This is a genomic window from Stenotrophomonas sp. PAMC25021, assembly GCF_004795795.1.
Lineage (GTDB): Bacteria > Pseudomonadota > Gammaproteobacteria > Xanthomonadales > Xanthomonadaceae > Stenotrophomonas > Stenotrophomonas muris.
Window position 1 is genome coordinate 3893569 of the sequence record NZ_CP039255.1, and the last position, 22961, is coordinate 3916529.

The 22961-nt window shown below is 66.7% G+C and carries 20 protein-coding genes and 7 tRNA genes; 15 read left to right on the top strand and 12 right to left on the bottom strand.

The genetic code is table 11. From position 1 onward, the window contains the following. Positions 1-27 precede the first annotated feature (27 nt). From E5790_RS18020 to E5790_RS18050, 7 genes are all read left to right on the top strand, one after another. Positions 28-396 (top strand): YfeK family protein, encoded by a 369-nt coding sequence (locus E5790_RS18020; protein ID WP_049408149.1) that lies wholly within the window; start codon positions 28-30, stop codon positions 394-396. A gap of 64 nt (positions 397-460) precedes the next feature. Continuing rightward, the gene (locus E5790_RS18025) at positions 461-664 is read left to right on the top strand and encodes a PspC domain-containing protein (RefSeq protein ID WP_014647543.1); all 204 of its coding nucleotides are present in this window, start codon (positions 461-463) and stop codon (positions 662-664) included. Beyond that, the gene (locus E5790_RS18030) at positions 661-1113 is read left to right on the top strand and encodes a hypothetical protein (protein WP_032956093.1); all 453 of its coding nucleotides are present in this window, start codon (positions 661-663) and stop codon (positions 1111-1113) included. The genes E5790_RS18025 and E5790_RS18030 overlap by 4 nt, the downstream gene beginning before the upstream one ends. 749 nt (positions 1114-1862) lie before the next feature. Continuing rightward, complete coding sequence (locus E5790_RS18035; protein WP_005410085.1) at positions 1863-2078, top strand: hypothetical protein; 216 nt, start codon at positions 1863-1865, stop codon at positions 2076-2078. 207 nt (positions 2079-2285) lie between these two features. Further along, positions 2286-4673, top strand: coding sequence for a Tex family protein (locus E5790_RS18040; RefSeq protein ID WP_111205920.1), 2388 nt, complete (start codon positions 2286-2288; stop codon positions 4671-4673). Positions 4674-4880: 207 nt separating this feature from the next. Next, a complete protein-coding gene (locus E5790_RS18045) occupies positions 4881-7070 on the top strand; it encodes a PAS domain S-box protein (RefSeq protein ID WP_014647539.1) in 2190 nt (729 codons plus the stop codon). Positions 7071-7132: 62 nt separating this feature from the next. Then, positions 7133-7435, top strand: coding sequence for a hypothetical protein (locus E5790_RS18050; protein WP_080052993.1), 303 nt, complete (start codon positions 7133-7135; stop codon positions 7433-7435). On the opposite strand, the gene E5790_RS18055 is transcribed toward E5790_RS18050, so the two are convergent. Continuing rightward, positions 7377-7667 carry a putative quinol monooxygenase gene (locus E5790_RS18055; RefSeq protein WP_046431272.1) on the bottom strand — a complete coding sequence of 97 codons (291 nt, stop codon included), beginning with the start codon at positions 7665-7667 and terminating at the stop codon, positions 7377-7379. The genes E5790_RS18050 and E5790_RS18055 overlap by 59 nt on opposite strands. Before the next feature lie 62 nt (positions 7668-7729). Further along, positions 7730-8818: a DUF5694 domain-containing protein gene (locus tag E5790_RS18060; RefSeq protein WP_014647537.1), complete on the bottom strand. Its 1089-nt coding sequence runs from the start codon at positions 8816-8818 to the stop codon at positions 7730-7732. A 580-nt stretch (positions 8819-9398) separates the two neighbouring features. On the opposite strand from E5790_RS18060, the gene E5790_RS18070 reads away from it, so the two are divergent. After that, entirely contained in the window at positions 9399-11225 is a 1827-nt protein-coding gene (locus E5790_RS18070) for a methyl-accepting chemotaxis protein (protein WP_111205921.1), read from the top strand. Here the strand turns inward: E5790_RS18070 and E5790_RS18075 are convergent. After that, on the bottom strand, positions 11222-12661 hold the full coding sequence (locus tag E5790_RS18075) for a GGDEF domain-containing protein (protein ID WP_111205922.1): 1440 nt from the start codon (positions 12659-12661) through the stop codon (positions 11222-11224). The genes E5790_RS18070 and E5790_RS18075 overlap by 4 nt on opposite strands. A 305-nt stretch (positions 12662-12966) precedes the next feature. Continuing rightward, positions 12967-13052: transfer RNA gene (locus tag E5790_RS18085), tRNA-Leu, on the bottom strand. A gap of 132 nt (positions 13053-13184) precedes the next feature. On the opposite strand from E5790_RS18085, the gene E5790_RS18090 reads away from it, so the two are divergent. Next, positions 13185-13565, top strand: coding sequence for a response regulator (locus E5790_RS18090; RefSeq protein WP_032957303.1), 381 nt, complete (start codon positions 13185-13187; stop codon positions 13563-13565). 123 nt (positions 13566-13688) lie between these two features. Here the strand turns inward: E5790_RS18090 and E5790_RS18095 are convergent, their stop codons facing one another. Beyond that, positions 13689-14645, bottom strand: a complete 957-nt coding sequence (locus tag E5790_RS18095; RefSeq protein ID WP_049404942.1) for an SOS response-associated peptidase family protein — start codon at positions 14643-14645, stop codon at positions 13689-13691. A 76-nt stretch (positions 14646-14721) separates the two neighbouring features. Here E5790_RS18095 and E5790_RS18100 point away from each other — a divergent pair, with 76 nt between their 5' ends. After that, positions 14722-15138, top strand: a complete 417-nt coding sequence (locus E5790_RS18100) for a GNAT family N-acetyltransferase (RefSeq protein WP_014647532.1) — start codon at positions 14722-14724, stop codon at positions 15136-15138. A gap of 101 nt (positions 15139-15239) precedes the next feature. Here E5790_RS18100 and E5790_RS18105 read toward each other — a convergent pair. The 7 genes from E5790_RS18105 to E5790_RS18135 form a co-directional block, all read right to left on the bottom strand. Further along, positions 15240-15315: transfer RNA gene (locus E5790_RS18105), tRNA-Glu, on the bottom strand. A 47-nt stretch (positions 15316-15362) separates the two neighbouring features. Further along, positions 15363-15438 (bottom strand) — tRNA-Ala (locus E5790_RS18110). Positions 15439-15483: 45 nt separating this feature from the next. Continuing rightward, positions 15484-15559, bottom strand: a tRNA-Glu gene (locus tag E5790_RS18115). Between the two features lie 49 nt (positions 15560-15608). Continuing rightward, positions 15609-15684: transfer RNA gene (locus E5790_RS18120), tRNA-Ala, on the bottom strand. A gap of 184 nt (positions 15685-15868) precedes the next feature. Next, positions 15869-15944, bottom strand: a tRNA-Glu gene (locus tag E5790_RS18125). Positions 15945-15998: 54 nt separating this feature from the next. Then, positions 15999-16074: transfer RNA gene (locus tag E5790_RS18130), tRNA-Ala, on the bottom strand. A 78-nt stretch (positions 16075-16152) separates the two neighbouring features. Further along, positions 16153-16551 (bottom strand): heavy metal-responsive transcriptional regulator, encoded by a 399-nt coding sequence (locus E5790_RS18135; protein ID WP_032957298.1) that lies wholly within the window; start codon positions 16549-16551, stop codon positions 16153-16155. A gap of 186 nt (positions 16552-16737) precedes the next feature. On the opposite strand from E5790_RS18135, the gene E5790_RS18140 reads away from it, so the two are divergent. The 5 genes from E5790_RS18140 to adiC all read left to right on the top strand — a co-directional run bounded on the left by E5790_RS18140 (position 16738) and on the right by adiC (position 22951). Next, positions 16738-17805 carry a helix-turn-helix domain-containing protein gene (locus E5790_RS18140; protein WP_032957296.1) on the top strand — a complete coding sequence of 356 codons (1068 nt, stop codon included), beginning with the start codon at positions 16738-16740 and terminating at the stop codon, positions 17803-17805. An 81-nt stretch (positions 17806-17886) separates the two neighbouring features. After that, the gene (locus E5790_RS18145) at positions 17887-18690 is read left to right on the top strand and encodes a redoxin family protein (RefSeq protein ID WP_049440971.1); all 804 of its coding nucleotides are present in this window, start codon (positions 17887-17889) and stop codon (positions 18688-18690) included. A gap of 30 nt (positions 18691-18720) precedes the next feature. Further along, positions 18721-19563, top strand: a complete 843-nt coding sequence (gene dsbG / locus E5790_RS18150) for a thiol:disulfide interchange protein DsbG (protein WP_111205923.1) — start codon at positions 18721-18723, stop codon at positions 19561-19563. A 525-nt stretch (positions 19564-20088) separates the two neighbouring features. Then, positions 20089-21522 carry a DcaP family trimeric outer membrane transporter gene (locus E5790_RS18155; protein ID WP_049440969.1) on the top strand — a complete coding sequence of 478 codons (1434 nt, stop codon included), beginning with the start codon at positions 20089-20091 and terminating at the stop codon, positions 21520-21522. Between the two features lie 76 nt (positions 21523-21598). Then, the gene (adiC, locus tag E5790_RS18160; RefSeq protein ID WP_021204506.1) at positions 21599-22951 is read left to right on the top strand and encodes an arginine/agmatine antiporter; all 1353 of its coding nucleotides are present in this window, start codon (positions 21599-21601) and stop codon (positions 22949-22951) included. Positions 22952-22961: the final 10 nt, after the last annotated feature.

Sequence of the window (22961 nt, forward strand, 5' to 3'; positions counted from 1 at the left end):
GCCCTGCTCGACTGACTTGGAGGGATGATGACGTACCGGATTTTGTTGATTCTTGCGGTACTGCTGGCAGCGCCCCTTGCCCAGGCCGCACCCGGTGCAGACGCGCGGCGGGAGATCGCCCAGTTGATCGCCAGCCTGGACGGCTCCCAGTGCCGGTTCCAGCGCAATGGCAGCTGGTACGACGGCGGCGATGCGCGCGCGCATCTGCAGCGCAAGTACGACTATCTGCTGAAGAAGGACATGGTGGACAGCGCCGAGCAGTTCATCGAGCGCGCCGCCAGCCAGAGCAGCATGAGCGGCAAACCCTATCGCATCCAGTGCCCGGGGCAGCCTGAACAGACCGCAGCCGCCTGGTTCGGTGCGCGCCTGCAGGCGCTGCGTCACCGCACGCCTTAGACACGGGCAGGGTGTAGAGTCGAGCCACGCTCGACTGCCCTGTCCGTTGCCCGGAGCCGCCGCCATGAACACCACGCCCAAGACACTGTCGCGTTCATTGAACGACCGCATGATCGCCGGCGTGATGGGTGGCATTGCCCATCGCTTCGGCTGGAATGCCACCCTTCTGCGGGTGGTCTACGTGCTGCTGTCGCTGGCCTCGGCGGCCTTCCCCGGCATCCTGGTCTACCTGATCCTGTGGCTGCTGATGCCGAACGAGGCCGATTGAACACCGCCTCCCGGCCTTGGCCGATCTGGCTGCGCGCGCTGCAGGTGCTGGGCGCGGTGTGGACCCTGCCCAACACCCTGATCGGCCTGATGGGTGGGTTGGCCGGCATGCTCGGCGGCGCGACATTGCGCTGGAGCGGGCGTGACTGCGCGCTGGTGTTCGACCGCTGGCCGTGGGGGCCGGGTGGGGCGATCACCTTGGGCAATGTGATCCTGCACACGGGCCACGATCTTGGCATTTCCTGCCGGACCTACGCGCATCAGGCGGGGTGGGGCGTGGAGCCGCTGATCCGGCTGGACGACCATGAGCGTGCGCATGTCTACCAGTACATGGTGCTGGGGCCGCTGTACCTGCCGGTGTACCTGCTGTGTGGCGGAGTGAGTGCGCGCAATCCGTTCGAGCGGGCGGCCGATCATTTCGCCCGGTTCGGGCAAGGCTGGTGGCCGTAGTTTCCAGCCAACGGCACAGCCCCTCGTGGCTTGGTCGCGGAATGCCTGCTTCCTGGGGGCTGGCCGGGTGGGTGGGGCCAGCGCGGACGCCGTGACCCCATTCATGGGGGCTTGGCCGCGGCTTGCACGTGTGCGCTGTCCTGCGCACACGGCAAGACCGGGGTTGGGCGTCCTGCCCAACCCGTCGGGCGCATGCGCCCGACCCATGCCGCGGATACCCCGCCACCCCCACCCACCCGGCCGCTGACAGATTCCGTGCGCGTCCAGCCACGGAAGAGATAAAGAACAGCAAAAGCGGGTCGCGCGCTGCGCTTGCTTGTGTAGAGCCGAGCCTGCGCTCGGCTTCGCGGACTGGCCTGAAAGCAGCCGAGCGTGGGCTCGGCTCTACAAAAAGCGGCCAGGCAAGCTGTTTTTGCTTTTGATCTTCTTTTTTCTTTTCCGTGGCTGGACGTGCCCGAAAAACTGTCAGGGGCCGGGCGAGGTGGGTGCGCGGCCCAATCACATGAAACGCGTTACACGACCACCCACGAGGGGCTTCGCCGTTGGCGGGAACGGCCCTGGATTCGTTAGCCGGAAGTTAAAGATCCGTAAGCATTCTGCTGCGATCCCGCAGTCATCTGCATGCAACCGATCGTCATTAGCCTTCGTGACGTTCCAGTCAGGTTCGACGCGGTAAGCTCTCCCCCGATGAGCTCGCAGCATGGCTCATCGAGTGCAGTACGCAGTAGCAATTTGGAGGAATACATCACATGGCAATCGTTCTTTATGTCGGTGGTAGCAAGGATGGCGAGAAGGGCGTGGTGCCCTACGGCTTCAGCAAATCCCGCGCCGACACCGCGCTGGGGCCGGAGTTCTACACGGAGCGGTTCATGGAACTGCAGGGTGTCGGCAAGGTCCGCCTGATGGCCCTGGAAGGCATGCGTGACGAGATCGTCATGCAGCGCGCCGCCCGCCACTACCGCTGACCTACGCAACACGCGGCAGGGCGCGCCCACCATCGCGCGCCCGCGCCGGCATCCCAGCCCCGGGCCAGTCCGGGCCCGCTCTTTGCCAGGATGCCGGCGTCCACTCCGGCTACGCCGCTGTACCTCGTCCCCTGTCAATGCCTTGTCCGGCTCCGTCGTCGGTTGCCAGAATGGGGTCTTCCCGTAACGCGGCTCAGACCTGAAGCAATGCACGACGCCAAGAACGCCCAGAGCGCGCTCGCCCAGCAGATCGCCCAGACCATCGCCGACGAGATCGGTGCCCAGTCCGCCCAGGTACGCGCCGCCGTCGGCCTGCTCGACGAGGGCGCCAGCGTTCCGTTCATCGCGCGCTACCGCAAGGAAGTGACCGGTGGCCTGGACGACACCCAGCTGCGCAACCTGGAAACCCGGCTGACCTACCTGCGCGAGCTGGAGGACCGCCGTGCGGCGGTGCTGGCCAGCATCGGCGAGCAGGGCAAGCTCAGCGACGAGCTGCGCAATGACATCCTGGCCGCCGATACCAAGAGCCGGCTGGAAGACCTGTACCTGCCGTACAAGCCCAAGCGACGTACCCGCGCCCAGATCGCCCGCGAGGCCGGTCTGGAGCCGCTGGCCGATGGCCTGCTGGCCGATCCGACGCAGGACCCGCAGACGTTCGCGGCCACCTTCGTCGATACCGACAAGGGTGTGGCCGACACCAAGGCCGCGCTGGAAGGCGCCCGCGCGATCCTGATGGAGCGCTGGGGCGAAGATGCCGCGTTGGTTGGCGAGCTGCGCACCTGGCTGGGCGAGACCGGCGTGATCCGTGCCAGCGTGGCCGAGGGCAAGGAAACCGAAGGCGCCAAGTACCGCGACTATTTCGAACATGCCGAATCTCTGGCGAAGATTCCCTCGCACCGGTTGCTGGCGCTGTTCCGCGCGCGCCGCGAAGAGATCCTGTTCCTGGAACTGGACCCGGGCAGCGATGCCGAAGCGGGCCACCAGTACGCCGAGGGTCGGGTGGCACGCAAGGCCGGCATCGCCGACCGGGGGCGTGCCGCCGACCGCTGGCTGCTGGATGCCTGCCGCCTGACCTGGCGCGCCAAGCTGCACACCCATCTTCTGCTGGACCTGTTCAACCAGGCCCGCGAAAAGGCCGAAGCCGAAGCCATCGCGGTGTTCGGCGACAACCTGAAGGACCTGCTGCTGGCCGCACCGGCCGGCCCGAAGACTGTGCTGGGCCTGGACCCCGGCATCCGTACTGGCTGCAAGATCGCCGTGGTCGATGCCACCGGCAAGCTGGTCGCCACCGACACCATCTACCCGCACGAACCGCGCCGCCAGTGGGAGCAGTCGGTGCAGACGATCAAGCAGCTGTGCGCCAAGCACAACGTGGAGCTGATCGCGATCGGCAATGGCACCGCCAGCCGCGAAACCGACAAGCTGGCCGGCGAAGCGATCAAGGCTGCCGCCAACCCGAAGCTGCAGAAGGTCGTGGTCAGCGAGGCGGGCGCCTCGGTGTACTCGGCCTCCGAGTTCGCGGCCAAGGAGTTCCCGGGGCTGGACGTGTCGCTGCGTGGCGCGGTATCGATCGCTCGTCGCCTGCAGGACCCGCTGGCCGAACTGGTCAAGATCGAACCCAAGGCGATCGGTGTCGGCCAGTACCAGCACGACGTGGACCAGTACCGCCTGGCGCGGGCGCTGGACGCGCGCGTGGAGGACTGCGTGAACGCGGTCGGCGTGTATGTCAACACCGCCTCGGCCGCGCTGCTGTCCCGGGTGTCCGGCCTGTCGGCCACGGTGGCCGAGAACATCGTGCGCCATCGCGACGACAACGGCCCGTTCAAGCGCCGCAAGGACCTGCTGAAGGTCGCGCGCCTGGGCGAGAAGACCTTCGAGCAGTGCGCCGGCTTCCTGCGCATCGCCGATGGCGACCAGCCGCTGGACGCCTCGGCGGTACACCCCGAAGCCTATCCGGTGGTTGAGCGCATCGTGGCCAGCACCGCGCGCCCGATCAAGGCGCTGATCGGTGACGGCAGCTTCCTGCGTGGCCTGAAGGCAGAACAGTTCACCGACGACACCTTTGGCGTCCCGACCGTGCGCGACATCCTGAAGGAACTGGAAAAGCCGGGCCGCGACCCGCGCCCGGAGTTCAAGGCGGCGCGCTTCGCCGAGGGCGTCGAGGACATCAAGGACCTGCGCGAGGGCATGGTGCTGGAGGGCGTGGTCAGCAACGTGGCCGCCTTCGGGGCCTTTGTCGATATCGGCGTGCACCAGGACGGCCTGATCCACATCTCGGCGCTCGCCGATACCTTCGTGAAGGACCCGCGCGACGTGGTCAAGGCCGGTGACATCGTCAAGGTGAAGGTGCTGGAGGTGGACGTGGCGCGCAAGCGCATCGCCCTGACCCGGCGCCTGGACGATACCCCGGGCCAGGCCACCAGCCGCCCGGGCCAGCGCGATGAGCGGGGCCAGGGCCAAGGGCCGCGCCGTGACGCTGGCGGCCAGAACCGTGGACCGAACCGCGGCCAGGGCGCTGGCGGCCGTCCGGCCCAGTCTGCGCCGCCGGCCAACAATGCCCTGGCCGAGGCCTTTGCCCGGGCCAAGCGCAGCTGAGGATCGTGCCCCCCGTCACGGTTGATCCGGGTCGGGGGACTTGTCGGTTTTCCCCGTGATTGCGCACACTTGCGCCTGAGGGGGGCGTTTGGCCTCCCCGCTGTCGCTGGGGAGGACCATGACGCCAGCACGACCCGCCGTCTTCGTTGCAGGCCGCAGTGCTTCGCTGCGGTCGGCGCCTGCCCGTGCCGGCAGGGGACCGGAGTGATGCCGGGCCAGGGCACCCACGGCAATGGACTGCTGGAGCGCCGCCTGCAGGCGTTGGCGGAAGAGCGTCGCCGGCTGGCGATGATCATCGACGGTACCGCTGCGGGTACCTGGGAATGGAACGTGCAGACCGGCGAGATGCGGGTCAATGCGCGCTGGGCCGAGATTGTCGGTTATCGCCTGGATGAGCTGGAACCGATCTGCCAGAAGACGTTCCTGAAGCTGGTCCATCCCGATGACATTGCGCTGTCCGATGCAGCGCTGGACGACCATTTCGAAGGGCGCAGCGACAACTACGCCTGCCTGCTGCGCATGCGCCACAGGAACGGCCAGTGGATCTGGATCCAGGACCGTGGCCGGGTCTTTGAATGGGACGGGCAGGGCAAGCCGCTGTGGATGGCCGGTGCCCATGCCGATGTCACCGAGCTGCAGCAGGCAAGGCAGGACGCGGCCGAGACCCGGCAGCGCCTGCAGGCCGTGGTCGATGCGTCCGATGAGGTGGCGGTGATCGCCACCGATACCGATGGCACCATCACCCTGTTCAACACGGGGGCGGAGCGCCTGCTGGGCTACAGCGCGGCGGAGGTGGTCGGCCAGCGCCGGCTCGACGCCTTCCACGATCCAGCCGAACTGAAAGCGTGGTTGCAGCCGCTGGCTGATGCTGATGGCAATCTTCCCGGCGTGTTCGAGGCGCTGAGCGCGCGTGCCGACGGGCAGACCTACTCGCGGCAGTGGACGCTGCTGCGCAAGGATGGCCAGTCACGCCAGGTACGCCTGTCGATCAGCCGCATGGAGAGTGCCGATGGAACGCGCATCGGCTACGTCGGCATGGCCATCGACATTACCGAGATCCTGCAGGCACGCGCCGAAGCACGACTTTCGGCAGAGAAGTTCGCTGGCGCGTTCACCTCCGCCGCACTGGGCATGGCACTGGTGTCGCTGGAAGGACGCTGGCTGGATGTCAACGACGCGCTGTGCCGGATACTGGGCTACCCGCGAGAAGAGCTGCTGCAGGTCGATTTCCAGCGCCTGACCCATCCCGATGACCTGCAGACCGACCTGGCCCTGGTACAGGACCTGTTGGCCGGGCGACGCAGCCACTATCACCTGGAAAAGCGCTACCTCGACCGCGACGGCCGCATCATCTGGGCGCGGCTGTCGGTGTCGCTGGTGCGCAACGAGCATGGCGAACCGCTGCATTTCGTGTCGCAGATCCAGGACATCACCGCCCAGCGCAGCAGCGAGCAGCGCCTGTTCGAGAGTGAACAACGCAGCCGAATCACGCTGGATGCGGTGGCCGACCTGGTGCTCAGCGTCAGCCTTGATGGCCGCATCGACTACGCCAACGCGGCTGCGGTGCGCACCCTGGCCGGTGATGGCGCCTTGTCGCTGGCCGGGCACAAGGTGCAGGACGTGCTGGCGCTGACCACCGAGTACGCGCCCGGCTCGGTACTGGATGTGACGGTGCTGCTGGACCCGGAGAGCAACGCGGTGGACCTGCACGCCGACCTGCTGCTGCGCCTGGGCACGGCAACGGTGCCGGTGGACCTGACCCGCGCCTGGCTGCGCGATGACGAAGGCCACGTGCGCGGCGCGGTGTGGGTGCTGCGCGACGACACCCAGCAGCGGGCACGCCAGCGCGAAGCCCGCCACCTGGCCGAGATCGATCCGCTCACCGAACTGAGCAACCGCCGCGGTTTCGAGGTACACCTGCAGCAGGCGATCACCCGCGTGGAGCGCACCGGCCAGGCTGCCTCGCTGATGTACATCGATCTGGACCGCTTCAAGCCGGTCAACGACACCTGGGGCCATCTGGCCGGCGATGCCGTGCTGTGGGCGGTGGCCAGCGTGCTGCGCCATGGCGTGCGCGATTCGGACGTGGTGGCACGGTTGGGCGGCGACGAATTCGCGGTCATCCTGTCCGGTTGTACGCCGCGGCGTGCGGCCCGCATCGGGGGCGAGCTGCTGCACACCCTGGCCGCGCTGTCCATTCCGTGGGACCAGGACCGGCTGCGGATCGGTGCCAGCATCGGTATCGCGCCGCTGGCCGGCGGCATGAGCGTGGACCAGGCGGTGGCTGCGGCCGATGCCCAGTGCTACCGGGCCAAGGCGATGGGGCGCAACAACGTGCAGGTGCAGGGCGAGTTGTCCCAGCTTCCGGGTGACGATCCCGACGCCGCGGAGGACTGATCTCAGCCTGTGAGAGGACGCGCGCGAATACTGCGCGCACTCCACTCAAGCAGGTAACCTCCATGAATGCCTGGAACCCGGTTGCGGTACGCAAGTTCATTCCGGCCCTGATCGGCTGGTGCCTGGCGCTGGCCGCCTGTCTACGCGCCGAACAGCTGCGCGGCGACCTGCACGCAAGGGCGTTGTTGCCCGTGTTGCAGCAAGGTGCAGTCGCGCTGCTGGTCCTGAGCCTGTCCTGCACGGTTGCGGCCTGCCTGTTGCTGTGGCGGCATGGCCGCAGCGATCATGTGCATCCCGCTGCAGGCACTACACCCGTACGGCATCCATCAGCAGGAACCGGCACGGCGCACACTGGAAGGCATTGATCTGTGGCACCAGGCGCTGGAAGTGTTCGCTGGCACAGTGCAGGTCGAGCGCGGCGCGGTCGGGCCACAGCTCGATGAAGATGAAGTGGCCCGGATCCTTCTGGTCGACGAACAGTTCATAGCCGAGGCAGCGCGGCTCGCGCAGCGTGCACGCCACCAGCTCCCGGTACAGGGGAAGCACGGTGTCCACCGCATCGGGATGGATGAAATCCTCGGCGATCACTTTCAGCATGTCGGCACCTGCGAATCGGGCCTTGCAGAATAGCGCCGGCGCATGGCCGGCACCTGTTCCCGTCAACGCAATACCGTGTCCGCACTGACCAGCCGCACGTCATGCATCTGATTGAGGTAGGCCTCGTAGTAGCCCTTGTGCGAGGCACCCACGATGGCCAGCATGCGTCTGCCAGGATGCTGGCTCAGCACGTCGCGGATGTTGGCGACCATGCGCAGGTTGCGGGTTTCCCAGTAACCGACGTACATCCGGCCGAACGCCTTGGAGGACGGCTCGACGAGCGTCGCGCCGAAGTCGCTCTGGTAGGCGGCCATCGCCGCCGCCGGGCTGTTGTAGTCCCGATACAGCGCCATGACACCGCCGGGCTTGTCCAGATCGGCCACGAGGCGTTCATCGGCCTCCCGCCGCGCGCGCGAGTGCGTATTGTTCCAGGCACCGGTGATGGCCGCGCTGGCCGCCGCTTCATCCTCGGCGGGCGTGGGCGAATCGGCCGTGTGGTCGTCCACGGCCCACAGACGTTCCTGCCCGAGGCGGGCGGCGACCTCGGCGGCGATCAGGTGGGTTTCATTGCGGCGAACCAAGCCTTTTTCGAGGATCTCGACCAAGGCAGGTGTCAGTCCATCACCGCCTTTGCGCTCGGACGCAGGCAGGCGCAGCCACTGCACCTGCGCCGAGCCGCGTTCACCCGCTGCCAGGAACAATGCTGCGAGCCGACGACGCTGGGCGGGCGTCGGCTCGTCCGGCCAGGTCGCAAGCAGGTGCTCGGCCTGGGTGTTCGCCGTAGGCACGTCCAGTCCGGTCGCAGCCTGCGCAGCGGTGGTGTCGAAGCAGTAGGTGGCCACGCTCTCCGCATAGCGTGCCGGGTAGCGACGCATGAAATCGCACTGCAGGCCTGACAGGTCTTCGGTGGCGATCAGCTCGGGCTTCCAGGCGACCAGTCGCTGCAGCAACGGTTCAAGCAAGGCGGGCTGGAAGGACTTGGGCAGGCCGGACAAGTGGGGGGTGCCCAGTACCAGCACTTCGTTCGGGCGCCCGGCAGGCGGGCCCTTCAGCTGGTCGGGATGGAAGCTGGGGCGGTAGGTGGCGTCGGCAGCGAAGGCGCCGCTGCTGCACAGGCCCAGGATGAGGAAACTGGCCAGGCGTGGGAACATGCGATCTCCGTGTCAGTGAGCGTCCTGCGGTTCGCTGCATGCTGGCCAGTTTCATCTGCCATCGGATCTCCCGTTGGTCATGCAAACCTTTTCCGCTTGAACTGCATCCGCGTGCCGGGCAAGGCTATGCCCAGTGACGGCGACAACGCGCGACATATGCCCTGACGACACCCGGTGCCGAGCAGAACCTGCCCAGCCGGCGCCTGGCGAAACCGCTCGGCGGTGCCCCTGTCGCGCGTGAGCAGAATGTGAAGTGCATCGCGATTGTCTACCGCATCCCTGCAGCAGCATCTGAAGATGCGACGGACGTCGCGGAATCCGGCTAAAGCCACCGATCGCATCGCCGATATTCCCTCTGGATCCCGCTCAAGTCGCCCGCTGCAGGACCCCAGGCTGCCCCCGACGGGCGGCCCGCGCTGTGTGTTCCGCCGCTCCTTATGCCGATCGCACCCGCACCAGACGTTCTTGCCAGCCGCTCGAGGGGTGCCTGCCGGTACCTGTAGTCCCAAGCAACTGAAGTTGCCGCCGGGCATCCCGCCCGTCGGGTCGCAACCGCTTACCGGACACCGAGGATCAGACAATGCTCATTCCAGGCTTTACGGCGGGCGCGCAGGCGCCGGCCGAGCTGCATACCCGTTGGTCGCCGTGGCGCGCCCTGCTGGGCGCGCTGGCACCGCAGCACCGCAGCGACGTCGAGGCGGCGGCCGATGGCCGTGCCGAGCTGGAGGCGCAGGTCGCGGCGCTGCACCGGGTCCAGGCGGTCATCGAGTTCGCCCTCGATGGCACCATCCTGCAGGCCAACGAGAACTTCCTGCAGGCGATGGGTTACCGGCTGGAGGAGATCCAGGGCAAGCATCATTCCTTGTTCGTCGACCCCGAGCAGGCGCGCAGCGCCGGATACCGTGACTTCTGGGCGCGGCTGGGTCGTGGCGAATATGACGCGGGCCAGTACCGGCGTTTTGGCAAGAACCAGCGCGAGATCTGGATCCAGGCCTCGTACAACCCGGTGCTGGACCGGCAGGGGCGTCCGTACAAGGTGGTCAAGTTCGCCACTGACATCACTGCGCAGAAGCTGCAGGCGGCCGACTCGGCCGGCCAGCTGGCGGCGATCGACAAGTCGCAGGCGGTGATCGAGTTCAGCATGGATGGCCGCATCCTGTCGGCCAACGACAACTTCCTGGCTGCCACCGGTTACAGCCTGGATGATGTGCGTGGCCAGCACCACTCGCTGTTCGTCGAACCTGAGTATCGCTGCAGTGCCGAGTATCGGCAGTTCTGGGAAAAGCTCGGCCGTGGCGAATATGATGCCGGCCAGTACCGGCGCCTCGGCAAGGGCGGACGCGAGGTCTGGATCCAGGCGTCCTACAACCCGATCCTGGACCTCAACGGGAAGCCGTTCAAGGTGGTCAAGTACGCCACCGACATCACCGCGCAGGTGCATGAGAACCAGGCCATGCAGCGTGCCGTGGCGCAGACCCGTGAAGTGGTGGCGGCCGCCAAGGAGGGCGACCTGACCCGGCGCGTGGCCACCGCCGACAAGACCGGGCCGATCGCCGAGCTGTGCGAAGGGGTGAATTCGCTGGTCGAGGCGATGGCCGCGATCATCGGCCAGATCAAGTTCGCCGCTGACACCATCGCCGTCGGCGCCACCGAGATCGCGCAGGGCAACAGCGATCTGTCGCAGCGCACCGAGCAGCAGGCAGCGTCGCTGGAAGAGACCGCGGTGTCGATGAAGGGCCTGGCCGAGACCGTGCAGCGCACCGCGACCAACGCACGGCAGGCCAGTCAGCTGGCCGGTGGTGCCGCCGATGTCGCGGCGCGCGGCGGTAACGTAGTGCACGAAGTGGTGGAAACCATGGCGGTGATCAACGCGTCCTCGCGCCGCATCGTCGACATCATCGGCGTGATCGACGGCATCGCCTTCCAGACCAACATCCTTGCCCTGAACGCCGCGGTGGAAGCCGCGCGTGCGGGCGAACACGGGCGTGGCTTCGCCGTGGTCGCCACCGAGATCCGGGAACTGTCGCAGCGCTCGGCCAGTGCCGCCAAGGAGATCAAGCAGCTGATCGATGCGTCGGTGACCAATGTCGGTGCCGGTACCGCGCAGGTTGAGAGCGCCGGCCGCACCATGGACGAGATCGTGGTCAACGTGCGCCGGGTCAGCGACCTGATGTCCGAGATCAGCACGGCCGCGCAGCAGCAGAGCGACGACATCCAGCAGATGAACCATGCCGTCGATCTGATCGACCAGGGCACCCAGCAGAACGCCGCGCTGGTCGAGGAAGCTTCGGCCGCGGCGCGCAGCATGGAAGAACAGTCGGCGCAGCTGCTGCAGACGGTGGCCAGCTTCCGCGTGCAGGGTGGGGCGGGGCACATGCATGGTGCGGCGGTGCTGCGCGCGGTCTAGGCGCGGCGGTCGGCGTGTTGTTCCCCGGCCTCGACGGCCGGGGCGGCGTGCACGCAGTTGCGGCCGGCATGCTTGGCCCGGTACAGGGCCTGGTCGGCACGCTCGACCAGGCTGCGCGGGTCACCCTCATCATGCGCGGCCTGCCAGGCCATGCCGATGCTGATGGTCACGTGGGCCTGGGCGGCGGGCAGGGCGGCGGCTTCCACGGCGGCGCGCAGGCGCTCGCCCAGGCCCAGGGCGTGGCCGATGTCGGGCGCGGGCAGGGCGGCGATGAACTCCTCGCCGCCGTAGCGGGCCAGCAGGTCATCACCGCGTTGCAGGCAGCCGTCGAGGATCGCGGCGACCGCCTGCAGGCGGCGATCACCTTCCGGATGCCCGTAGGTGTCGTTGAGTCGCTTGAAGTGGTCGATATCGATCATCAGCACCGCCAGCCCCACGCCCTGGCGACGGGCGCGGCCGTGCGCGCTGCCGAGCGCTTCATCGAAGTTGCGCCGGTTGCCGAGCCCGGTCAACGGATCGCGCCGGGCCAGCAGCGCCAGCTCGTCGCGCTCACGCTGGATCTGCACCTGGGTGAGCACGCTGCGCAGGGCATGGCCGAGCATGGCACCGATGAACCCCACGGTGGCCAGGGTCGGCTGCAGGCGTGCCACCAGCAGCGCCACCATCATCAGCAGCAACGGCAGCATCAGCGGCACGCCGGCATCGACGATGCGGCGGAGGTTGCGCGGCACAGCCACCGCCGGTGGGCGGTACGTGCTGCCGGCCAGCACTGCCAGCAGCACGAACAGCCCGCTGATCAGCAGGTCGCCCCAGCCACCATCGGGTACCTGCGGCTGCCAGGTATTGATGTAGAGCGCCATCAGGAAGTAGCCGAGCGCGTAGATCGTCAACGTGCGGAAGAAGTCGCGGCGGTCGGCATTGTCCTCGGCCAGGAAGCGGATCAGCGCGAAGCAGAACACCAGGCTGTTCTGCACGTTGCTCAGGGTGTGCAGGCATTGCGTCCACAATGCGGTGTTGAGGTGTGCCATCGCCCGCGTATGCACGAAGTACAGCAACCACAGCAGCGCGATGACCGCCAGGTCCACCGCACGGATACAGCGGTTGCCGCCGCCTGGGCTGGCGGCAACGTAGGTCAGCGGAATCCGGTAGAACACATACAGGATCAGCGACGAGGCGGTCATCTGCGCAGGGCTGAGGCCGGCCACATTGCGATACAGCAGGGCCAGCAGGGCCAGCGAGAACAGGCCGACGGCAGCGCCCAGCGTTCGCCACTTGCAGGCCGCCTGGCTGTCGCGCGCGCGTCGCACGCAGGCCAGAGCGGCCAGAAGGGGGGCGGTGATCAGCATCAGGTAGGAGCCAACCGGGTCCTGCGGGCCGATCAAGGCAATGACGAGCGCGTGCGTGACCATGAAAAACAGTGCCGCACGCAACGTCATGCATTCCCCCGCCCCCAGATCCGGCTGGGATCACGATAGGCAGAAGTAGGTGAGGCTGGCAAGAAAAGTGTGCGCTAGTGCTATTCGCAACCTTGTCGGCTGTCACATTTTCGTTTCAGCGGGGTGACACGACGGCGTTGACGTGGGCGTACGTCCAGACGTCGCGGGGCTGCCCCCGCACGTGGCGATGGGCGCGCAGTATGTCGGCAAGCGTGGGAGGGGCATGCTGGGGCATCCTCGCCAGTGCCGGCGCTCCGGCCCGGGAAATGCAAAAGGCCAGGTCATGGACCTGGCCTTTGATGCAGTGGTGCCGGTGAAAGGACTCGAACCTTCATGGGGTCACCCCCGGCTGATTTTGAGTCAGCTGCGTATACCATTCCGCCACACCGGCAGGCAGCATGCGAGTGTAACCGAGGTCGGCAGGAGATGCCTAGTAGGAGAGCCTATCAGGGCGGTTCCTGTCGGCATTGGCCCCTTGGTAGCTATACTCCCGACGTGCAATTGCCTCCAGGAGCGGTAGCTGATGACAGTGTTGCAGGACCTGAGGGTGCTGGTGGTCGAGAACGACGAGATGAGTGCGGCCCTGCTGCAGATGCAGCTGGTGCATGCCGGTGCGACTGTGGTCGGGCTTGCCGCGAGTGTGTCCGAGGCCCTGCGGCTGCTGGAGCAGAGCACTCCTGACGTGGCCCTGCTGGATTACCGGCTGGCCCGCAACGAGACCAGTGAACCAGTGGCTGCAGCGCTTTCGGCGCGTGGCATTCCGTTCGTGCTGGCCACCGGGATGCTGGCCGAGCAGCTGCCTGCGCCGATGCTGGCCGGCCTGTTGCTGGTCAAGCCGTACCTGTCGGCCGATCTGTCGCGGGCGCTGGCGCGTGCGGTGGGACGCTCCAGCGCCAAGGCCTGAGCCGCTCGCCACGCACCGGCAGGGGGAAGCTGCGGGGGCTGAATCCTCACGTCTGCGATGCGCGGCGGCAACCCCTGATCCAGGAACCCTGCCCACGCGCGGTTTTTCATTCGCGTCCGGCGCTCAGCCCGCTTCCTCGTACACGTAACGGATTTCCTCGCGGTCATCGAGGATGCGGTACTGGCGCGCCAGATCATCCGGTTCGGGGTTGAGCCAGGCGTCCAGGTGTTCCCTGCGGATCGGTACCACGCCGCGGTCATGCCCGGCAGCGGCGACGTCGCTGGGCGGTGTGTCGGTGATCGTGGCAAACGAAAGCAGGCGGCCTTCCGGTCCTTCCCATTCCGCCCAGAGGCAGGCCAGCAGCAGGTCGCGGGGTGGATCGGGGCGGAATTCGAGTACCACGTCCTGCTCCTTTTCGTCGGCACCGAGGCTGCGGCCGGCGATGGCGTGGCGGGGCACGTGCTCGTAGAACGCCTGCACCACCACCACGCCGTGGCGCAGTCCGAACGCACCCCGCCAGTAACCTTCCAGGCTGTCGCGCCGCGCGTTGTAGGTGCCGGGGTACAGCACGTCGTTGCGCGCCGGCTTGTCCGGCAACCGGCACTGGTAGCGCATCGGCTTGATCACGCGCCGGCCGTTCTCGCTGACCATCACCGGTGCGTAGGTGCCGGGGAAAATGCGGTTGTCGCGCGGCAGCAGCTGCACCCGATGCAGGTCGTCCAGCCGGGCCTGCGCGCGCTCGATGCGGTTGCCGGCCACGCGCAGGTCATTGCGCGCTTTCTGCGTGGGCCGGGTGGCCAGCGTGGCATGGGCAATATCGCGTCGTTCGCGCTGCCGGACCAGTTCAGCCTCCAGCGCCTGCTGCTCCTGCGCATGCCATTGCTGGATCTTCGCCACGATGTCCCGGCCCTGTTCGGTACGCGCACCGGCGAACCCGTCATCCATCGCCTTCGGCGTCTTCGGCCGCTTCTTGCCTGGATCGTGTGCGTACAGTTCGGCGAACTCCTCCAGCGACAGGATGGCGCCGAACTCGCGTACCAGCTTGGCGTAGTCAGCGCGGATCAGGGCGGAATAGCACATGGGACTCTGGGGGCCTGGGTCGCAGCGGCTGCGACGTGGATGCGGCAGGATAGCCCGACCCATCTGGAGATGCCGCATGACTGATTCCATCACCTGCCAGTTCCGCGAAGCCGTGCCCACGGTCGAGGACTACTGCCGGTTGCGCGTGCTTGCAGGCCTCAGTGCCAAGGCCCGGGAAGCGGCCGCCCGCGCGCTGCCCAATACGCTGTTCGGCGTGTGTGCCTACCAGGGCACTGAGCTGGTGGCGATGGGCCGTATCGTCGGCGATGGCGGCTGCCACCTGCAGGTCTGTGATATCGCGGTGCTGCCGCGGTTGCAGGGGCAGGGCCTGGGCAAGGAAGTGATGCGGCGCCTGGATGGCTGGATGCAGGCCAACCTGCCGCCATCGGCGTACGTCAGCCTGCTGGCCGATGGCGAGGCGCATCGGTTGTACGCACAGTTTGGTTTCGCGCCCACGGCACCGGCATCGATCGGGATGTATCGGCGGTTCTGAGCCGTAATCGGGGTGAAGCCATCCACACCATGCGTGGATAGGGCCTTCCCAGGAATCACAGGCAAAGAAAAACCCCGATCGGAGTCGGGGTTTTCAAGAATTGGCGTCCCCACGGGGATTCGAACCCCGGTCGCCACCGTGAAAGGGTGATGTCCTAGGCCTCTAGACGATGGGGACGCACGAAAACTTCAAGTTGTAGATCCTTCGACGGCCTAATGTCGAAGTGGTGGAGCCAAGCGGGATCGAACCGCTGACCTCCTGCATGCCATGCAGGCGCTCTCCCAGCTGAGCTATGGCCCCATGAAACTCCGGATGATCTGCCGGGAGCAGAGTCCGTTTTGAAACTGGCGTCCCCACGGGGATTCGAACCCCGGTCGCCACCGTGAAAGGGTGATGTCCTAGGCCTCTAGACGATGGGGACGCACGAAAAACTTCAAGTTGTAGAACCTTCGACGGCCTAATGTCGAAAGTGGTGGAGCCAAGCGGGATCGAACCGCTGACCTCCTGCATGCCATGCAGGCGCTCTCCCAGCTGAGCTATGGCCCCGTGTTACCGAGCCGCCTATCATACCTGCGTGTTCACGTTTGTGGAAGTTTTTTTTGAACTTTTTTCGTTCCGGTTCGACCATCGCCACGAAGGCAGGGGAACCGCAACGCCACAACCTGAATGCCGGTAGGCGGTGAACAAAAAAGACCCGGTTATCGGCCGGGTCCTCGTTGTTCGTGATGAGTGGCGTCCCCACGGGGATTCGAACCCCGGTCGCCACCGTGAAAGGGTGATGTCCTAGGCCTCTAGACGATGGGGACGCAATTCTCATCAATGTTCTTTAGCGACCTTTCGACGGCCTAATGCCGAAAGATTGGTGGAGCCAAGCGGGATCGAACCGCTGACCTCCTGCATGCCATGCAGGCGCTCTCCCAGCTGAGCTATGGCCCCACGTCGCTGAGGAGCGAAATAATAGCCTTGCCCCCGGGGGTTGGCAAGCATTTGTTGCACTTTTCTTCACGCGCGTTGCTATGCCGCGTCGTCGGTCAGCGCCGCCAGGATCGGGCACTGATCCAGCGTGCCGTGGCCGGGGCAGGCGTCGACCAGCTGAGAAAGCGCGGTGTGCATGCGCTGCAGTTCGGCCATGCGTTGTGCAATGTCCTGCAGCCGGGCCTGCGCCGTGTCGCGCACACTGCCCATGTCCTGTGAGTGGCGGTCACTGAGCGCCAGCAGTTCGGCGATTTCTTCCAGGCTGAAGCCCAGCGTCTTGGCGCGGCGGATGAAGCGCAGCCGGCGCAGGTCCTGCTCACCGAAGATGCGGTAGCCCCCGGCCGAGCGTGCCGCCGTGGGCAGCAACTGCTGGCGTTCGTAGTAGCGCACCGTATCGATCGGCACGCCGGCCTGGCGTGCCAGTTGACCAATGTTCATGGCGGATTCCTGCGGATGCTGCCGCTCATTGTGAAGCCTTGAGTCTGGTCCAGGGTCAAGGTCCCGTCGCTGACGGCGCATTCAGCGCACTTTGCAACTTTCTTCATAGCGCCACCGTCGTGGCAGTTCCTACCCTGCGCCTGAACCGGCCGCTGGACGGCCTGCAACGAACCGAGGAGATGGTCTGTGGAAGGATTCAGGAACGAAGGATTCGTCGAGGTCGCGGTGGTCGAATACCCGGGAGGCGACCCGTCGGCCGCCTCCGTGCTGACCGAGATGGCACATGTCGCCAACCGGCTTGCCCAGCAGCAGCGCCGTCCGTTCAAGCGTGTCCTGGTGACCCGCTGGATCGTGCCGGCCAGCCAGACCGGCGTGCATCGCATTGCCGGCGCGGAGATGCTCGAGGCGGACATCCCCGCCGTGATCGCCGTGCCTGGCCAGATCAGCCAGGGCGTCTGCCTGCGCGCCGATGAGGTGCTGCTGGATTGGCTGCGCGCGCATTACGACGGTGGCAGTCTGCTGGCTGCCGCCAGCGACGGTGTCAGCATGCTGGCACGCGCCGGTCTGCTGGCTGGGCGCACCGTCAGTGGTCCGGACCTCGGGCGCCATCCGGGCCTGCAGGGGCAGTCGGCCAGCTGGGTACCCAGCGAGCGCGCGCTGGTCGATGACGGCGACCTGCTGACGGTGGCCGGTTCCCAGGCCTGGCGCTTCCTCGCCCTGCGCCTGCTGTACCGGCTGCACGGCCAGGGCGTGGCGAGTTCCGTGGCGCAGCAGCTGGGGATCACGGTTCCGGCGGCGATCCAGCAGGATCTCGAGCGTTTCAGTGCCAACTTCGCCCACGGCGATCGCGATGTACTGAAGGCGCAACGCTGGCTGCATACCACCGCTGCGCGCGGCGCCACGCTCGGTGCGATCTGTGAGATTTCCGGGCTGGAGCCGCGCACCCTGCAGCGGCGCTTCCTGAAGGCCACCGGCCTGCGCCCGATCGAGTATTGCCAGCGGTTGCGTATCGCCAAGGCGCAGACGCTGTTGCAGCAGGGGGCGGGCATCGATGAAGTGGCCTGGGGCGTGGGCTATGCCGACCAGAGCGCATTCCGTCGCCTGTTCCTGCGCATTGTTGGAATGACGCCGGCCAACTATCGCCGGCTGGTCAACAACAAGCGGCGCGAGCGGCCGCTGTTGTCATCGGTGGCAGGCAGCCTGCGCGGGCTGCAACCGGCGCCCGGCATGCAGATGCCGCGCAGCGTGGCCTGATGCCTGCAGTAGGCGTCGCGCTTGCAACCTGGGCGCGACGCTTCGACCATGCAGGTAACGGATGATGGGGCAGGTGGGCTGATGTCGAGTGTGGGACCGGTACCGATGCCGGTGGTGTTGATCCTGATGTGCGTGCTGCTGGCCATGGCGGTAGCACGCCTGTGGCCGCGTCGGAAAGACGGGATGGCAGTGCCTTCCGCGGCCAGCCTGGTTCTGGACATGTTGCTGATCGGCCTGCTGTGCGGACGCATCAGCTTCGTCGCCTTGAACTTCGCGCTTTACCGTGAGGCCCCGTGGAGCATCCTGCAGATCGCCGACGGTGGGTATCACCTTGCAGTCGTGCTGGCTGCGGGCCTGGCGTGGGGCACCTGGCGGCTGCGGCTCTGGCGCGCGTTGCGTGCGCCGGTGCTGGCGGGCGCACTGGTGGGCGTGGTGTCGTGGGTGGTGGGCAGCCACCTGCTGTCAGCCTGGCAGGAGCAGCGGATGCCGCTGCCGGCGGTGCAGGTGGCCGATCTGCAGGGGCGCGTGATCGACCTGCAGCAGTTCCGGGGCAAGCCACTGGTGCTGAATCTCTGGGCCAGCTGGTGTGGGCCCTGCCGGCGCGAGATGCCGGTGCTGGCATCCGCACAGCAGACCCACACCGACGTGCAGTTCGTGTTCCTCAACCAGGGGGAAACCCTGGACGAAGTGAAGGGTTTCATTGCATCCGAACAGCTCTGGCTGGGCAATGTACTGCTGGACGATACCGCCTCGGCGTCAACCGTGCTGGGTGTGCAGGCCTATCCGTCGACGCTGTTCTTCGACGCCGAAGGTCGCCTGCGTGAACTGCACCTTGGCGAACTGACCGCGGCGGGTCTTGAACACAAACTGCGCCGGCTGCGGTAGCCTGCGCGGGCATCTCATTACGGAGTTCCCATGTTGTCGACTTCCCTGCGCATCGCTCCGGCGGTGCTGTTGCTGCCGGTCATGCTGGCATTGGCCGCCTGCAGCCAGGCCCAGACCCCGCCGGGCAAGACGGCGGCAGCGCCGGCCGCCGGCGCTCCGGCCACCGCGGCCAAGGGTGACCGTCCCGCAGTGCTGAAAGGCATCGAGAAGCACGGCTTCGAAGTCGTTGCCGAGTTTGATGCACCGGGTGGCCTGCGTGGCTTCGCCGGCGTGGTGGGGGGGCAGCAGCCCGCCGCCGCGTACGTGACCGCCGACGGCAAGCATGTGCTGGTGGGCAGCCTGTTCGATGCCGAAGGCAACGATGTGGCCGCCGAGGCGGTGGAGAAGCTGGTCGCTGCACCGATGTCGGCCAAGATGTGGACCAAGCTGGAAGCCAGCGCCTGGGTGCGTGACGGCGAGGCCGATGCACCGCGTGTGGTCTATACCTTCAGCGATGCCAACTGCCCGTACTGCCACAAGTTCTGGGAAGCGGCGCGTCCGTGGGTTGACGCCGGCAAGGTGCAGTTGCGCCACATCATGGTTGGCGTGATCCGCGAGGACAGCCCGGCCAAGGCCGCCGCCATCCTCGCGGCGCGTGATCCGAGCGCGGCGCTGCTGGAGAATGAGCACCAGTTCGACCGTGGCGGCATCAAGGCGCTACCGAGCATCAGTCGCGAGATCGCAGGCAAGCTTGATGCCAATCAGGTCCTGATGATCGAGATGGGTTTCCAGGGCACGCCGGGCATCCTGTTCCAGGATGCACAAGGGCAGGTGCAGCGTCGCGCGGGCCTGCCGCAGGGCGCCGACCTGCAGACGGTGCTGGGTCCGCGCTGATCGCCGCCAACGTCGTGATGTAACCGACAGGCCCGCATGGCAGCATGCGGGCCTGTTGCATTTCGGCGCTCCTGCGGCGGGCGGAGAGGGCAGCAGGGCTGCGCAGCAGCTGTTCGTCGTCACATCTGAATCGTGACTGACATCAAGCATCGCGCCTTGATTCCAATCAAGGTCAAAAACGACAGGCGGATTAGCCTGTTGACGCATGGAATACAGCGTCAACGCGCGATGGATGCCGCGCCAGACATGCCTTGAACCAGGGCGGTCGGCACAGCCATTCACGACACTCTCACTCCCCGATTGTTACCCAGACCGCTGCGGTCGCCACCTCTCTGGCAGCGCGGCCTTGATGGGCTCGACACCGGTGCGGGCAGGGCAGTGTCATCGTCCTGTTGCCTGCCGGATGCAGGCTGGCCGGTGTCGTCAACGCAGTATCCGCATTTCCAGCAACGGCGACGCGAGGCCAGGGCACTGTGCGCCTGTATCCGGCCAGCGCGCTGCGAATGTTCGTCCAGGGAGGATGCAATGCGCTTGGCGGTACTGAGTCTGGCCTGTTCGACCGCACTGGCGATCGCGCCAGCGTATGCGCAGCAGCATGGCCAGGAAGATGCGCAGGCGTTGCGGCAGGAAATCGCTGCCATGCGCCAGGCATTGGAAGGCATGCAGCAGCGCCTGGATCGGCTTGAGCAGCGCGAGGGCTCAGCGCCTGCCGCCGTGGCGCAGGCCCCGACCCCGGCAGCAACGGCGGGCGGCAGCGCCAGCATGCTGCACCCGACCCAGGTGCCGGGCGTGGCGCAACCGGTGCTGCCGCAGCGCGAATCGGTGGCCGATCCCTCAACGGCGGCGTCGCGTCCCGACAGTGCAGCCGGTCCGACCGACCCCGATCTGAAAGGCTTCTTCGCCATTCCCGGCACCGATACGGTGATCCGCATCGGCGGCTACGCCAAGCTCGATGCGATTGCCGATTCGCGTGCGGCCGGTGACGAAGATCAGTTCATTCCGTCGTCGATGCCGGTGGGTGGCAGCCATCGCGATGTCTCCAACTTCAACATCCACGCCAAGCAGACCCGCTTCAGCTTCGAGGCGCGGCGCCCGACCACGCACGGCAACCTCCGTTTCTACCTGGAGAACGATTTCTTCGGCAGCAGTGAGGGGTATGAGTTCCGCCTGCGACACGCCTATGGGCAGCTTGGCAACACCTATGCCGGCTATGGCTATTCCAGCTTCATGGACCCGGACAGCCTGCCCGATACGCTTGACTTCGCCGGGCCGGGCGGCGCCGGATACCTGCTGGTGGCGGGCATCCACCACAGTTTTGCGATAGGCAAGGGCAACACCCTGACCGTCGCTGCTGAAGACCCGAAGACTGAACTCGCCGGCGCCAGCGATGCTCGCACGGCAGTCAACCGCCTGCCCGATGTGACCGTGACCGCGCGCCTGGAGCGCGACTGGGGCCACCTGCAGCTGGGCGCGGTGGCACGCAGCCTGGCCTACGACGGCGATGGCGAGCGCGACCGGCGCATGGCCGGTGGCCTGCAGCTGAGCGGCTCGGCGTCAGTGGGCGAGCGCGACCTGCTGCTGTTCGGCGTACTCGGCGGGCGCGGCCTCAGTCGCTACACCGCCGACCTGACCGGCTCCGGACTGGACGCAGTGGTCGGCGCCGACGGCCGCCTCGCCGCGTTGGACCTGCACGGCGGTTTCGTCGGCTACACCCATTACTGGTCCGCGCTGTGGCGCTCCAACCTGATCTTTGGCCAGCTGACCCTGGAGCGCAACGCCGCACTCGCCGCTGATGCATTCCGGCAGAGCCGCTACGGCGTGTTCAACCTGATCTGGAGCCCGGCGCCGTCCTGGACGATGGGCATGGAGCTGCTGTACGGCCGGCTGGAACAGCAGGGCGGCGCACGCGGCGACACGGTCCGGGTGCAGGGCAGCCTGCAATACAACTTCATCAAATAGACGCCAGCGGTCGTACGCCAGCGTAACCGTCCCCACGCCCGGTGCTGCCGGGCTCATGCCAGTACCGGAGATCGTCATGGCAGAAGCAAAGAAAATCGGGGTGGTCGGAGCCACCTTCCTCGTCGCCGGCAACATGATGGGCTCAGGCGTGTTCCTGTTGCCGTCCAGCCTGGCCAAGATCGGTACCGCCTCGATCTGGGGCTGGCTGATCACCACCGCCGGTGCGCTGCTGCTGGCCTTCGTGTTCGCCAAGCTGGGCAAGCTCGCACCCAAGGCGGGCGGTCCCTATGCCTACGCGCGCGACTGGTTCGGGCCGTACATGGGCTTCCAGACCAACACCATCTACTGGTTCGCCAACTGGATCGGCAACGTCGCCATTCCGATCGCGGCGGTGGGCTATTTCAGCTATTTCTTCCCGATCCTGTCCGAGCCGCTGGTGCGTTGCATCGCGGTGCTGGTGCTGGTGTGGGCACTGAGCTTTGCCAACGTGATCGGTCCGGCCTTCGTCAGCCGCGTGCAGACGGTCACCACCAGCTTTGCGTTGGTGCCGATCCTGGGCATCGCCATTTTCGGCTGGTTCTTCTTCGATGCCGACATCTTCAAGGGCGCCTACAACGTGTCTGGCGAGTCGAACTTCGGTGCGATCTCGAGCGCCGCGGCACTGACCCTGTGGGCCTTCATCGGCGTCGAGTCTGCATCGGTGACTGCCGGTGTGGTCGAAAATCCGGAGAAGAACGTCGCCCGCGCGACGCTGGCCGGCGTGTTCCTGGCTGCCATCGCCTACATCGCCAGTTCATCGGTGATCATGGGCATGGTGCCGAACGCGGAACTGCAGGTGTCCGACGCACCGTTCGCGCTGGCGGCGGCCAAGGCGGTCGGTGGCTGGGGCGGCGCGCTGGTCAGCCTGTGCGCCTTCATCGGTGCCGCCGGCTCGCTGGGCGGCTGGATCCTGCTGACCGCGCAGAGTGCCAAGGCAGCGTCGGATGACGGCCTGTTCCCGAGCATCTTCAGCAAGACCAACAAGGACGACGTGCCGGTCAAGGGCGTGCTGATCGTGGCGGTGCTGATGACCCTGGCGGTGCTGGTGACCTCCACCTCGGAAACCGCGTCGGCCCAGTTCGACGTGATCACGTCGGCGGCCGTGGTGCTGACCCTGCTGCCCTACATCTACTCATGCGTGGCGTGCTACTTCGTGGTCGAGCGTTCGCACACCCTGGTCCACACCGGTGCGTTCTGGACGCTGACCAGCCTGACCGTCGTGTACTGCCTGTGGGCGATCTACGGCTCGTCGGGGACCATCGTGCAGTACGCCTTCCTGTTCGTGCTGTTCATCACCGTGTTCTATCCCTTCTTCAGCGAGGAGCGCCGCCAGCAGCGGCAGCGCGCCCGCGAGGCCTCGGCGATCAGCGCCGGCGCCCGGCATTCCTGAGTTCGACAAG